This window comes from Streptomyces sp. NPDC001787, from assembly GCF_040297465.1.
Lineage (GTDB): Bacteria > Actinomycetota > Actinomycetes > Streptomycetales > Streptomycetaceae > Streptomyces.
This window is the reverse complement of the sequence record NZ_JBEOZE010000018.1, coordinates 168,033-181,390: the sequence shown is the minus strand read 5'-3', so window position 1 is coordinate 181,390 and position 13,358 is coordinate 168,033. Positions and strand designations below refer to the sequence as shown.

At 71.1% G+C, this 13,358-nt stretch carries 10 protein-coding genes; 5 read left to right on the top strand and 5 right to left on the bottom strand.

The window, feature by feature from the left end; genetic code table 11:
- Positions 1-90: 90 nt before the first annotated feature.
- Both ABT170_RS24270 and ABT170_RS24265 read left to right on the top strand, forming a co-directional pair.
- Positions 91-1,737: a helix-turn-helix domain-containing protein gene (locus ABT170_RS24270; RefSeq protein WP_351870666.1), complete on the top strand. Its 1,647-nt coding sequence runs from the start codon at positions 91-93 to the stop codon at positions 1,735-1,737.
- Between the two features lie 109 nt (positions 1,738-1,846).
- Complete coding sequence (locus ABT170_RS24265) at positions 1,847-3,259, top strand: type III PLP-dependent enzyme domain-containing protein (protein WP_351870663.1); 1,413 nt, start codon at positions 1,847-1,849, stop codon at positions 3,257-3,259.
- A 373-nt stretch (positions 3,260-3,632) separates the two neighbouring features.
- Here the strand turns inward: ABT170_RS24265 and ABT170_RS24260 are convergent, their stop codons facing one another.
- Entirely contained in the window at positions 3,633-3,986 is a 354-nt protein-coding gene (locus ABT170_RS24260) for a GNAT family N-acetyltransferase (protein WP_351870660.1), read from the bottom strand.
- A gap of 39 nt (positions 3,987-4,025) precedes the next feature.
- Positions 4,026-4,451 (bottom strand): aspartate 1-decarboxylase, encoded by a 426-nt coding sequence (gene panD / locus ABT170_RS24255; RefSeq protein WP_351870657.1) that lies wholly within the window; start codon positions 4,449-4,451, stop codon positions 4,026-4,028.
- Positions 4,452-5,250: 799 nt separating this feature from the next.
- Here panD and ABT170_RS24250 point away from each other — a divergent pair.
- Positions 5,251-5,769 carry a hypothetical protein gene (locus ABT170_RS24250; protein ID WP_351870654.1) on the top strand — a complete coding sequence of 173 codons (519 nt, stop codon included), beginning with the start codon at positions 5,251-5,253 and terminating at the stop codon, positions 5,767-5,769.
- A gap of 163 nt (positions 5,770-5,932) precedes the next feature.
- Here the strand turns inward: ABT170_RS24250 and ABT170_RS24245 are convergent, their stop codons facing one another.
- Entirely contained in the window at positions 5,933-7,438 is a 1,506-nt protein-coding gene (locus tag ABT170_RS24245; protein WP_351870651.1) for a tyrosinase family protein, read from the bottom strand.
- 564 nt (positions 7,439-8,002) lie between these two features.
- Between ABT170_RS24245 and ABT170_RS24240 the strand changes: the two genes are divergently transcribed.
- A complete protein-coding gene (locus ABT170_RS24240; RefSeq protein WP_351870648.1) occupies positions 8,003-8,764 on the top strand; it encodes a hypothetical protein in 762 nt (253 codons plus the stop codon).
- Between the two features lie 168 nt (positions 8,765-8,932).
- Here ABT170_RS24240 and ABT170_RS24235 read toward each other — a convergent pair whose 3' ends face one another.
- Complete coding sequence (locus ABT170_RS24235) at positions 8,933-9,793, bottom strand: alkaline phosphatase family protein (protein ID WP_329947245.1); 861 nt, start codon at positions 9,791-9,793, stop codon at positions 8,933-8,935.
- Positions 9,794-9,839: 46 nt separating this feature from the next.
- Positions 9,840-11,957 (bottom strand): alpha-galactosidase, encoded by a 2,118-nt coding sequence (locus ABT170_RS24230; protein ID WP_351870645.1) that lies wholly within the window; start codon positions 11,955-11,957, stop codon positions 9,840-9,842.
- A gap of 155 nt (positions 11,958-12,112) precedes the next feature.
- Here ABT170_RS24230 and ABT170_RS24225 point away from each other — a divergent pair, with 155 nt between their 5' ends.
- Positions 12,113-13,270, top strand: a complete 1,158-nt coding sequence (locus tag ABT170_RS24225; RefSeq protein ID WP_351870642.1) for an ROK family protein — start codon at positions 12,113-12,115, stop codon at positions 13,268-13,270.
- The last annotated feature ends 88 nt before the right edge of the window (positions 13,271-13,358 follow it).

Here is a 13,358-nt window from a genome sequence, read left to right as displayed (position 1 = left end):
CGACGTGGCGGCGGCGGGCGTGGCGCGGCGTGGGCGGGTGATGCCGTCGGCACGGTCCGCCCCGCCGGGCCCGCTCGTATGCTCGCTTCCATGGACAGCGGACCGCCCCATGAGGTGACGGCGGCCGGGCTCACGCTCCGGGAGATCCTGGCGTTCGACGACAGCGGGGCACTGCGGCTGCTGCTGGCGCCCGCCGGGCAGGACGTCGAGGTCCGGGGTGTGACGTTCGGGGACGAGGTGGCGGACCGGCCCGCCGGGGCGCACATGGTCCTGGCGGTCGGGGCGTCCACGGACCTGGCCGGGGCGGTGGAGCCGGTGTTCCGCGCGGCCCGGCAGGGTGCCTGTGCCGTGGTGCTGCGCGAGGCGGAGGGCGCCGCGGCGGCTCCCGAAGTGCTCGCCGCGGCCGAGGAGTCGGGAATCGCGCTGCTGGCCCGCGCGGCGTGGGCGGACTGGACCGACATCGCGACGCTGCTGCGCTCCGCGCTCGCGTACGCACGCGCGGGCCGCGGCGGTCACCCGATGGCGGACGGCACTCCGGCGGTCGGACTGAGCGCGCTCGCCGCGTCCATCGCCGAGTCGGCCGGCGGCTCGATCACCATCGAGGACACCGGCTTCCGGGTGCTGGCCCACTCGGCCACCCGGCCCGAGGCCGACGGGGTCCGCCGGTCCACGATCCTGGGCGGCCGGGTGCCCGAGTGGCGGGTGGCCGAGCTGCGCCGCAGCGGGATCCTGCGGAGTCTGTGGACCTCGCGCGACGTCATCCACCGCCCGGCGGACGGCGACAGCCCCGAGCGCCTGGTCATCGCCGTGCGCAGCGGCCCGGAGGTGCTCGGCTCGATCTGGGCCGCGGCTGACGGCCGCCCCCTGTCCCCGCGGGCCGGGGAAGCGCTGCGCCGTGCCGCCGGGGCCGTGGCGCCCCATCTCGCGCGGCACCGGCTGCATGAGAGCGGTGCCGTACGCCGTCGCGACGACGCCCTGCGCGGGCTTCTGTACGGGCAGGGGGACCGCCGTACCCACGCCTGGTCGCTGGGCCTGGCACCGGACGCTCCGTGCGCGGTCCTGGCGGTGGTCCCGGACCCGGCGGCCGGTTCGCCGTCGTCCGCCGGCCGCGCGCTCGATGTGCTCGGTCTGCACGCCGCCGCGTACCGCCGTACGGTGCTGGTCCTGCGCGAACGGGCGCGGCTGCTGGTGCTGATGCCCGCCGAGCGGGGGAAGGACCGCGAGGCACTCGCTCTGGCCCGGGAGCTGGACCGGGTGGCGGGGTCACTGCCCGGCGGCGTTCCGGTCCGGATCGGGGCCGGGTCCGTTGCCGCGTCCGCGCTCGGCGCCGCCGGCTCGCTGGAGGAGGCCGTGCTCGTCGTCCGGGTGCTGCGCGAGCGGGAGCAGCGTGGCGGGGACGGCGCCCGGGTGCGGTACGCCGGGGCGTCCGGGGTACGGACGGCCCTCGATGTGCTGCGTGTGCTGGACACCGTACGGCCGTTGTGGGAGGCGGGCGGCGGGCCGGTGCACGACCTGGTGGCCGCCGATCTCGCGGCGGGCGGCGAGCTGGTCCGCACACTCGCCGCCTATTTCGACGCCGCGGGCGACGTGACCCGGGCCGCGCACCGGCTCGTGCTGCATCCCAACACACTGCGGTACCGGCTGCGGCGCGTACGGGAGAGGTTCGGCGTCGATATGGACGACCCGGACACCCGGCTGCTCCTGGCCCTGGCCGTGCGCCTGACGGGTGAGGTTTGAGGGGTTCGGCGGGTTTCCGTACGGCGGTTGCCCGTGCGGACAAGGATCGGCGCCAGTCTTGTCCTTCCCGACAAAGACCTGTGGGGTTCCCATCACCGATTCTCACCGTATGACGCAGACATCCTCGCAGTCCGCCTCCCCTCCACCGTCCGCCGCCTCGCCACAGGCCGCGGCCTCCGGACGCTCCCCGTACGTCGCCGACGCCGTCCGCGCGGCCGTCGAGCAGGGCCTGCTGGGCGGGCACAGTCCCGTCGCGGGCTTCATCGACACCGACGGGGTACGTGATTCCGTCGCCGCGCTGCGGGACGCGTTCGCCGGGACGCCCGGTGTGCTCCACACCTTCGCGGCGAAGGCCGCCGCCCTGATCCCGGTACTGCGGCTGCTGGCCGACTGCGGGATGGGGTGCGAGGTGGCGAGCCCGGGTGAGCTGAGGCTCGCCCTCGACGCCGGGTTCGCTCCCTCGGACATCGTCCTGGACTCCCCCGTCAAGACGCGGGAGGAGATCCGGCTGGCGCTCGCGCTGGGCGTGGCCGTCAACGCCGACAGCCTGGACGAGCTGCGGCGTATCGACGAACTGCGCTCCCCCGACACCGTTTCCGTCCTCGGGCTGCGGGTCAATCCGCAGGTGGGCGGTGGTTCCATCGGGGCGATGAGCACGGCGACGGCCACCTCGAAGTTCGGGGTGGCGCTGCGCGACGCGGGAGCCCGTGAGGCCGTGGTCCGGGCCTTCGGGGAACGGCCGTGGCTGACCCGGCTGCACGCCCATGTCGGTTCCCAGGGCTGCCCGTTGGACCTCATCGCGGCGGGCATCGGCGCGACGTACCGGCTGGCCGAGGAGATCAACGGGCGTCTGGGGACCCGGCAGATCACCAGCCTCGACATCGGCGGCGGGCTTCCGGTCAATTTCGCCGACGACACGGTCCGGCCCGCGTACACCGACTACGTGGCGGCCCTCACGGAGGCGGTACCGGGCCTCTTCGACGGCCGCTACGCGCTCGTCACCGAGTTCGGCCGTTCCCTGCTCGCGAAGAACGGCTTCATCGGCGCCCTGGTGGAGTACACGAAGGACGCGGGCGGGCGCCGTGTCGCGATCACCCATGCGGGTGCGCAGACCGCCACCCGTACGGTCCTCATGCCGGACGCCTGGCCATTGCGGGTCGGGGCGTTCGGCGCGGACGGGCGCCCCAAGGAGGGGCCACCGCTGGCCCAGGACATCGCGGGCCCGTGCTGCTTCGCCGGGGACGTGGTGGCGTACGGGCGGGAGCTGCCGGAGCTGCGCGAGGGCGACTTCGTCGTGCTGTACGACACGGGTGCCTACTACTTCTCCGCCCCGTGGGCGTACAACAGCCTGCCGCGGCCCGCCGTGCACGGCTTCCGGGCCACCGCGGGCGGCGCCGGCGCCGAGGTGGTGTTCGCCCCGGTGCGCGACGCCCAGTCGCTGGACTCGATCGCGGCGGAGTGCGGTCTCGCCCACGCCGATGCGCTGACCGTGCCCGGCGGCGGGCCTGCCCGGCCCGCCTGAGGGTCCGCGTGCCGTACGGGGTTCAGCGGCTCACCCCGCGGGCTGGGGCGAGGGCTCCGGCTCGGGCACCGGGTCGGGGTCGGGCCCCGGCGGCTGCGGAATCGGGTCGGGCGACGGCCCCGGCGGCATCGGGCCGGGCCCCGGCCGTACGGGCGGCGGGCCCGGTACCGGTGTGGGCGGACCGGGCACCGGTGCGGGGGTCGGCGCCGGCGGTACCGGGTCGGGGTACGGGTGGGTCATCTCGGACCTCCAGAGCGTCGGGAGTCTTTCCGGTGGAGCTCGTCTCCACCGTCTCCCGCTGCGGCTGCCCGCGCCTGTCGAGTCCACACCTGTGCCCACACCGGTGCCCCGCGCACCCGCGGCGCCGACGCGGTCAGAACAGCTCGGGGTGCGACGTGAGCTGCCGCTCCGCCTCCCGGACCAGCTCCGCGGGGGCGGCGGGCGCCTGCTCCGGGTGGCGCTGCGCCCATTTCGCCGCGTACGGGCAGAGCGGGACGACGGGCACGCCCTCACGGGCCGCCATGGCGTAGAACTCCGCCACGAGGGCACCCGCGATGCCCTTGCCCTCGTGGCCCGGCTCGACGACGGTGTGCACGGCGACGAGGGCGCCGGGTGCGGGGTCCATGACGAAGTACGCGATGACCCCGGCGGCCTTGCCGTCCTCGTAGGCCACGAGATTGCCGTGCTCCCGGTCGTCCCGGATGCCGACCGCTGAGTTCTCTGCCATGACGGTGCTCCTGTCGCCTGCGGGCATGGACGGTGCGGTTCAGCCTGCCGCGGACACCGCGTGCGGGCCACGCCGTGTACGGGTCCCGGGAACGGGAGCGGAGGCGTCGTGACCGAGAGCGACGATCCGGTTGTCCGCGTCCACGTGGACCACTCGTGGAGTCAGGGCGCGGGCCTCGGCGTCGTCGACCTGTGCATAGCTGATGAGGATGACCAGGTCGCCGGGGTGAACCAGGTGGGCCGCCGCCCCGTTGATGCCGATGACACCCGAACCGCGCTCGCCCTCGATGACGTACGTCTCCAGGCGCGCACCGTTGTCGATGTCGACTATATGCACCAGTTCACCGGGCAGCAGATCGGCGGCCTCCATCAGCTCGCCGTCGATGGTCACGGATCCGACATAGTGCAGGTCGGCCTGCGTCACCGTGGCCCGGTGAATCTTGGACTTGAACATCGTACGCATCATCGAGGTACTCCAGGAGCTAGGCTCCCTGCCTGCGTTTTTGCAGGTCAAGGGCTGTTTCCCTACCTTACATCGAGTCATGTTCCCGGGCCGCGTCCCCCCGGGTCCCCCAGGACTCACGCCGACCACTCGCCGGCTTCACCGGCTCGTCGTCAGGCTGGGCCGCGATGCCCCCTCGCCCCATCCACTCCCGCCATGGTGACGGCGCAAGCCTACGCAACACCCCTCGGCGGCTCTTCGTGACAACCGTCACCGCGGCATCTCACGAAACTCCCCCAGCCCCACGTGAGTCGCCGACGACGTCGCGAAACCGACCGCGCCCGCAGGCGCGGCAACACGGAGGCCGGTCCGAAATGCCGCCGGCTGCTCGACAGCATCCTGTTTTCGGTTGACGTGACACTCGACAGCACCCGAGTTCCGAGGAGTTGTGCAGGCCGGGTCTGCCATCAGCACGAACAGCCACGATCCATTCCTGGGCGAGGTGGCCTTCGCTTCGGATGAGCAGTCGCCCGAAGAAACGGACGTGGCCGACAAGGGCCTCCAGCTCAGGGCCGTGGGCGGAGGCGGGCTTCATCCGCAGTTGGGTTCTCGTCGGGCACGAGCGATCCTGGCGACCCGGCTGCCGCCTGGCGAACCGAGACGGCCGGAACCATCGTCTCCCCCATCAGCGGCCACGACTCCGGAACCGCCTACAGCTCCTTCCTGTACGTGCCCCGCGTGTGAGTATGAAGAGAGACCGGACCTGTCTCCGCCCTGCCTCGCTGCGGCGGGCACACGCACTCCCGAGAGAGCTTCAGCAGCCGTGAACAGTGCCCGCGACAAAGGCGTTTGGCGCGAGTGCCGCGCCCTGAGTCAATGCCTGCTGCCCCTGATCGACCAGGATCCCTGGCGACGGGACCGTCGCCATGACGAATTCCGCGAACGCGGCCTTGGCGTGCCCGAAGGAGAGCGGCTGCTCGGGACCTTCGCGGCGCTCACCATGCACACCGTCAGCCTGGACTCCGCAGTGGCCGGACGTCCGGCCACTGTCGAAGCACTGCACGCCACGCCGCTGCACACCGTCGCCCAGACCCTCATGAACAAGCGCGACCACGAACTCCTGGCCGCGGCGCCCACGCATGCGGACGACGACGCCGAGGAACGGGACCTCGCGACCCTCCGGCTGCTCACCTACCGGACCGGGCACGCTGCTCACGTGTTTGCCTACCTCGGCAGCCAGGTACGCGCCACCTTCGACACCCTGGCCGGCCGCAGCCGGACAACCACCGCAACCTGCGGCGACCTCCGGCGATGGGCGAGCCAGGCGAAACGCCTTCCGTAGCAACGCCTCCGCACCTGCCCGAGCCGGTTCCCCTGCCACGCCCGCGAGACAAGATCTGTCGCGGGCTCAGCCCGGTGGACGGACCTGTCCAGGACGGCTCCGACGCCCTGGCCGCCTGATCCACACGACACAGCACCCGGCTTCACCTGCCCAGCCACAGCCCTCAGGCGTCCTCGACCAGCAGCCGGGCGTTGATGGTGGGGTTGCCTGCCTGTGCGAGCGGGAAGCCCGTGCCGAACTCCTCGGCCTGCTTGGGCACATCGATCCGGACGGACAGCGTCCGGTCGAGCAGCTGCTCCTGTGTCATCCGGAAGTCGATGTTGACAATGCCGTTCTGCACGCACGTCGCACAGCCCCGCGGAGCGTCCGGTTGGAAGAAGTAGCGCTTCGCGACCAGCTCCCCGTCGGCGAGCAGACTCACGATGAACGACCCCGGGATGTTCAGCCGGTCGATCCCCTTCACCCGCACCGAGACCGGACTGGCGCTGCGGAAAGCGAAGGAGCGGGCGGCCTCGATGCTTCCGGACAGATTCTCCAACGCGCCCTCCACCGGGCTGACGAGTTCCAGTTGATCGTACGAGACGTCGGTCTCGATCGTCTGATCGGCGGTCACGCTGAACCCGATCAGTTCGTTGAGCGGCGGCGTCGTGAGCCAGTCGGTGTCCGGTCCCACTGTGGTTCGGAATCCGTTCAGCGTGGTCGCGCTGACGCGTGTCTGCCAGCTCAGCCAGAGGCGGTCGAGGTTGCAGTGGAAGAACCAGAACACCGGGTCGAAGGACGCGACATCCTGGTCTCCCATGGTCGGTCCGATCGAACCGTGACCACCGTCGTGGGCCTGGATCGAGAAGTCCTGGTAGCCGTTCACATTGAACGCGCCCCACAGCGACTGGGTCAACGACGTGGCAATGTCGTCAAGGACCCCGAATTCCCTCACGTTCTGTGCGATTTCGGCGACCGGGAAGCGCTCGGTCGTGTAAGGGAAGAATCCGGGCACGGGGTTCGGCGTCGCGGTGGCGCCTGGATCGGCCGGCAGAACGTACTTGTCGAACGGAGGATGCTGCAGCCGGTCCGGCAGGTCGGTCGAGATGTCCCAGTACGGAATGGTCACCTCCGCGCAGCCCGGGACGGAGCGCAGCGCGTCCTCGAAATCGCGCAAGTACTGGCGGTGCCAGGGATTGTAGCGGTTTTCGTGGTGCATGCACCACCGCTTGGGGAGACCGTGCTGCCCGGCCAGGGCGAAGTAGCTGTCCGGAGCCTCCGGGTCGCGGGCCATCAGGCCGTCGAAGGCTGTCTTGAGCAGGTCGAACTCGGCATCGCTCAGCGTTGTGACGTTCCTGCGCAGCCGGGCCGGGGGAGCCCCGTTCGACGATGGCTCGGGCGGCGTCGCCGTACCGAGCGGGAATCCGTTGAGGATCCATTTCTTGAACGTCTGCGAACGTTCAGGACTCCACTTTCCCGCCGGATCCGGGGGCATCGGCGCTTCTGGCGGAGCGGTCGCTGCGAGAATTCTGGTCGCGTCTCTTTTCACCCCCTCATAGGTGCCGAGCTCATACCCCTTGACGGCCATGTGCTCCACGTCCTCGGGCCGGAAGAAGAAGCGGATATCCGCCATATAGGTCGGCGCTTCAACTACCCGATCAACGATCCGACGGTTCTCGGTCGTGGTCATGCTTCCTCCACTGGGCTCCGAACGGACATTACGGCCTAATAGGCTTTTCCGAGTATGTGGTATTCGAAGAGCATTTGAACGATCGACACAGGGAGACTGACCGGAAATGTATGGAGCTCTTTCAGCTTTTCCGCTTCAGGACAAGGAGGACGGCAGAGATTGACGACATTCGAGTCGGGCCGCATCGGGCTTTGCGGAGGATCCGATCGACAAGCACACCTGGCGCGCCCGGGGCGACGCCCGCGCCTCCTGCCGCCCACGGCCCAGAGCCGCCCCCGGCCGCCGGGGCGCCCGACGCATGTTCTGCCCCGCGGCAGGCGCCCACCCCGACCGACCTCATGGGGTCTGTTGACCACAGTGCACCCGACGGGCCGGTTCTCTCCGCTCCGCCCCCATGTGCTCCCGTGCGCCCCGGGGTGAGCTTTTCGGCGCCCTGCCGTTCGGGGAACCGGCCCTCGATCATGGGTCGGTCAGCAGCGGACGGCAGAGGCGGAGTTCGCCGTTTCCCCTACCGTCACCGCCGTCTTTCGCCCCGGGAGCCGTAGTGCTTCCAGAAAGGCACCCATGCCCTTCCGCTCGCGCTCGGCCCATCCGGTCATCACCCTGGTCACAGCCTTCCTCGCCGCCCTGGCCCTCGTCCCGTTCACCGCAACCGCCGCGAGGGCGGCGACCCCGGTCTGCCTCAGAGGCACGTTCGGGTTCGAGTACCGGTCCGCCGAGGCCGGAACGGCCAAGCCCCTTCGTACCAAGGCGGTCCGCGTCGCCAACGCAGAACTGTGGGGCGCCGAGAGGAGCGGCGACCAGCCCCGCTGGCTCGGTGTCTCCCAGTTCACCTCGGACGACGGCGACTACAACCTCTGCTACACGCCCACCACGACCGCCACGATGAGCACCGTGTGGGTGAAGGTCTGGGCGGAGAGCCGCCGACTGTGGCGCGTCATCGACGGGGCGAGCAACTCCTACTACACGCAGCAGACCCAGGCCCTGACCAACGTCGCCGGCGGCGCCTACAGCCTTCCCACCGTTCGGGCCACGGGGACGGCCGGCCGGGCCTGGCACGCCCTCGACACCCTCTACGATCTGTGGCGGAAACGCGAGAACCCGGTAAGCGACTGCTGGACCGCCAACGAGCCGGACAGTAGCTCGTGCACGAGGCTCAACGTCTACGTGAGCGACGGAGCCACCTCCGCCGGCTACAGCCCCCACTCCAACAGCATCGACCTCATCGGCGAAGCCGCCGACTCCGAGCACACCGTCCTGCACGAGGGCGGCCACTTCCTCCTGCACCGCCTCTACGCGGCCGGAGCGGGTGTGTCCGGGGCCTGAGCAGGGCTCGGGGCCGGTGGGCGTCAGCGGAGCGGTCGGAGGGAAGGCCGTCGGGACGATCGAGTCCCGGGCAGCAGCCGCCCGCACGCTCGACGAAGCACATGAAGGGAGCCCTCCGGGGAGGATGCCGTGGTGGCCGGCTGCCCCGCCCGTGGTCTCCCGACGATGTCAGGCGGTCTGCGGAGCGGGGGTCAGGAAGGGCTGCCCGTCGAGTGTCCAGTGCGGGTCGGGCGTGATGCCCAGGGCGGCGTAGACGTGGACGGCGACATCGGCGTGGCGCAGGGTGTCCGGGGCGGTGGAGGGGGTGATACCGGGGCCGGACGCGGCGATCCAGGCGGTGCGCTCCAGTGCGCTGCGCCCTCCGTGGCCGCCTTCGTCGCGGTGCCCGTGGTCGGTCACCGCGACAATGGTCCACTCCTCGGAACGGGCGTCGGGACGTTCGCGTACGGCGGTGAGGAGTTGTCCGAGCCGTCGGTCGGCGGCCTCGATCGCGCTCCGGTACCCGCTACCGCAGCCGAGGTAGTGGGCGGTCTCGTCGACGGCGCCGAGGTAGACGAAGGAGGCGTCCAGGTCTTCGCCGGAGCCGAGAACCCGTACGGCTTCGTCGGTCACGCTCTGGTCGCACTCCTCCCAGGCCTGCGGGGTGTCCTCGCGCGGGGCGATGTAGGCGAGCCTGCTCGGGGCCGCGAAGACCGGGCCGCCCTGCCGGGCCAGGAACAGGGGCTCCCAACCGCCGGCCGCGAAGGTGCGCCGCCCGTGATCGGCGGCCAGCCGGGTGGTGAAGTCGGGGAACACCCCGATCCGGTTTCCGGTGAAGTTGTTGCCCCAGACCCCGTGCTTGGCCACGCCGGCACCGGTGACGATCGTGGTCCAGCAGGGGCCCGACATGGTCGGTGTGTCGTCGTCGATGCGGACGGGCGCGAGGAAGCCGGCGTTCGCGAGTTCGTCGAGGTTGGGGGTGTTCAGCGAGGGCAGCAGGTCGAGGCGGACGCCGTCGATACCGACGACCAGAACACGGGGTGTGGGCATGTTCGCGGTTCCTTCGTGATGCGGGTGTGGAAGGGAGGACGGAGCGTCAGACGGTCCGGCGCAGACGGATCAGGCGGCTGGCGTAGTCGCCGGCGGGCAGCCGCAGGTCGATCCCCCGCCCGGTCAGGACGGCACCGCTGTGAACGACGTCCTCGTCGATGTCGAGGTAGTCGGCCGCGCGGTCCAGGGCCGGAAGGGCGAGCCGGGGGGCCGGGTGGCCGAAGCGGGTTGCGGGGCGCCAGGCAAGGATGGCGTGTTCGGTGCCGTCCTGGGACGCGTAGTGCACGGCTGCCACTCCGTCGGGGCCGTGGAGGCGGTGCTGGCGGCCGTGCTGGACCAGGGGGCGGATCTGCTTGTAGATCTCGACGAGCCCGGCGGCCTCGTCGAGCTCCTCCTCGGACCAGGTGGCGAGGTTCCCGCCGAGGCCGAGCGCTCCGGCCATGGCGACGTGGAAGCGGAACCGCAGCGGCGTGGTCCGGCCGGTGGCGACGTTGGGGTTGTCGGTCACCCAGGCGGCCATGGCCTGGGCGGGGAAGAGCTGGCTGAAGCCGTGCTGGATGCCGATCCGGTCGACGGGATCGGTGTTGTCGGACGTCCACGCCTGGTCGGTACGGGCAAGGATGCCCAGGTCGACCCGTCCGCCGCCGCCCGCGCACGCCTCGATCCGCAGGCCGGGGTGATCGGCGCGGAGACGGTCCATGATCCGGTAGACGGCGTGGGTGTGGTCGATCCACAGCCGGTCGGGGTCCGGGGAGCCGGCCCAGCCGGCCTCGGTGACCACCCGGTTGGCATCCCACTTGAACCAGTCGACGTCGTGGTCGCGCACCAGCCGGTCCAGGGTCCGGTGGGCCCAGGCCTCGACCTCGGGGCGGGCGAAGTTCAGCATGAGTTGGTTGCGCTGTTCGGTGGCCTGCCGAGTCGCCGCGTGGACGACCCAGTCGGGATGGGCACGGTAGAGCTCGCTGTCGCGGTTGACCATCTCCGGCTCGACCCACAGTCCGAACGCCATGCCCAGGCGGTGCACTTCGTCGGCCAGTGGGCGCAGCCCGTCGGGGAACGCCTCGGGCCGGGGTGTCCAGTCACCGAGGCCCGCTCTGTCGCTGGTCCGGCCGCCGAACCATCCGTCGTCGAGGACGAAGAGTTCGGCTCCCAGACGTGCGGCCAGCCGGGCCAGGCGCAGCTGGCCGGGCTGGCCGACGTCGAAGCCGGTGGCTTCCCACGAGTTGTAGACGACGGGCCGGTCGCGGCCGGGTTCGGGCAGGACGGTGGTACGGATATGGGTGTGCCAGGCCCGGCTGGCGGCGCCGAAGCCGTCGCGGACGTAGAGGCCGGCGAAGACGGGCGTGCGCAGGCTCTGGCCCGGCCGCAGGGTCCAGCCGAGTCCTTCGTGGCCGAATCCGCCGGTCCAGGTGGTCCGGCCGACCGGGTCGCGGTGCACGGTGATACGCCAGCTTCCGCTCCAGGCCAGGGCGGTGCTCCAGACCTCGCCGTGTTCCTCGTCGGCGGTGCCGTCGTCGAGGGCGAGCCAGGGGTTGGCGTGGTGGCTGGTGACACCGCGGCGGCTGGTGAGCACGGTCTCGGCGACCGGGAGGCGGTCACGGTTCAGCTGGAACTCGCTGTTCCAGCCGCCCACGAGGTGGCTGAGCCGGTAGTCGGGCAGCGCCGGCAGCGTCCAGGAGGCCGAGTCCAGCCGGTCGACGGCGATCGGGCCCGAGTCCTCGCCTCCGGTGTGGGTGAGTTCCGCCCAGCGCTCGATGATGTCGCTGTCGGGACGGACGCGGTAGCACAGTTCCGCGGCCAACGGGTAGCCGCGGTCGGCCAGGTGGAGGCGGAGTTCCCCCTCCCGGACCGTGTGACCGGTGAAGGTCCACTGGGCGCCGCGGGTGCCGTCGGCGAACCGGACCTGGAGCCCGGCCGGCCCGAACCGCGCACCGCTCTGCGGAGCCAGTTCGTCCGGGGCGGCGTCCGACTCGAAGCTGCTCTCGGCGGGTGAGCGGGCCACGAGCATCTCGCGGAGGGAGCCGGCGTCGATCTCCGCCCCCCAGTGCAGGTGCCGGGGGCTGCCGTCCGCACCGATACGCACGGCGTAGACGCTGTTGCGGGTACGGAGGACCGCCAGCCCGTGGGCGGCGTCGAAGGAAACGGATGAGGGCGTGGGAGGCACAGAGGATCCCGAGGGGTATCGAGCGTCGGTGAGCACCGGACGGACGGCCATGGCGAACAACGCGGGAAGCGCCCGGAGTTCGGCCAGAGCGTAGGACCACCCGGGCGGGAAAATCAATACTGGACGAAGTTATTTATTTGCTTTAGGTTGCCGTCGTGTTTCCAAACCACTCGCGGCCCCTGGTGACCGCACCGGCCGAAACTGCCATCCTCGCCCTGCTGTTGGCCGAGAGCCCGCTCAGCCGGGTTGAGCTGGCCCGCCGGACGGGTCTGTCATCGACCGCCGTTACCAAGGCCGCGCGACCGCTCATCGACGACGGCTACCTGCACGAGCTCCCTCCTGAGCGCACCGCTCCAGGGGCCGGGCGCCCCGTGAACCCGCTGGCCGTGACTCCCGACCGGGAGTTCTTCGTCGGTGTGAAGATCAGTGCCGACACCCTCTTCGGCGCGGTCTGCGACCTGCGGGCGCACATGCGGACCACCGCCAGTCGGCCATTGGGCGACCGCGACCCGGCCGCCGTGTGTGAGCTGCTGGCCGATCTCGTCACCGAACTCCTCGACGTGAAACCCGAGTACCGGGCCCGCACTCGGCACCTGGGCATCGCGGTCTCCGGCGACGTGGACCGCCCCTGCGGGCGTGTCCGCTACTCCGTGCTCCCCAGCTGGCGCGACGTACCGCTGGCCGAGACCGTCGCCGCGGCGACCGGCCTGACCGTCACCGTGGAGAACGACGTCAAGGCCATCACCGCCGCCGAGCACTGGTTCGGCGAGGGCATCGGTACCGAGTACTTCGCGCTGGTCACCATCGGAGCGGGGATCGGCTCCGGGATCGTCATCAACGGTGAGCTGGTAGCCGGCGCGTACGGCGTCGCCGGCGAGATGGGGCACATCAGCATCGACCCGGCCGGGCCGCGTTGCCACTGCGGCCAGGTCGGTTGCGTCGAGGCCATCGCCTCCACCGACGCGGTCCTCGCGGCCATCCGCCGCGCCACCGGTCGCCCGGACCTGGACTTCGACGGCGCGGTTCAGCTCGCCCGCGGTGGAGACCCCACCGCACAGGGCGCCTTCGCGAGGGCGGGCCACGCCATCGGGGTCGGCATCGCCACGCTCGTGAACCTCGTAGGTCCCGAGCGCGTCGTGGTCACCGGCGAGGGGCTCGACACCTTCGACCTCTTCGGAATGCACATCAGGGACGCCTACGCCGCGCACTGCTTCAAAGCAGCGGCGAAATGCCCACTGACCCTGCGTCCCCTCCCCTGGGAGGAGTGGGCCCGCGGTGCCGCCGTCGTCGGCATCCAGGCCCTCTTCCCCTGATTCAGCGTCACCATGCCGTTCGCCGAACCACGTTGCCGGAACAACCGATGTCCATCGCCGTCTGCCAACGGTGAATGCCGGACACCGG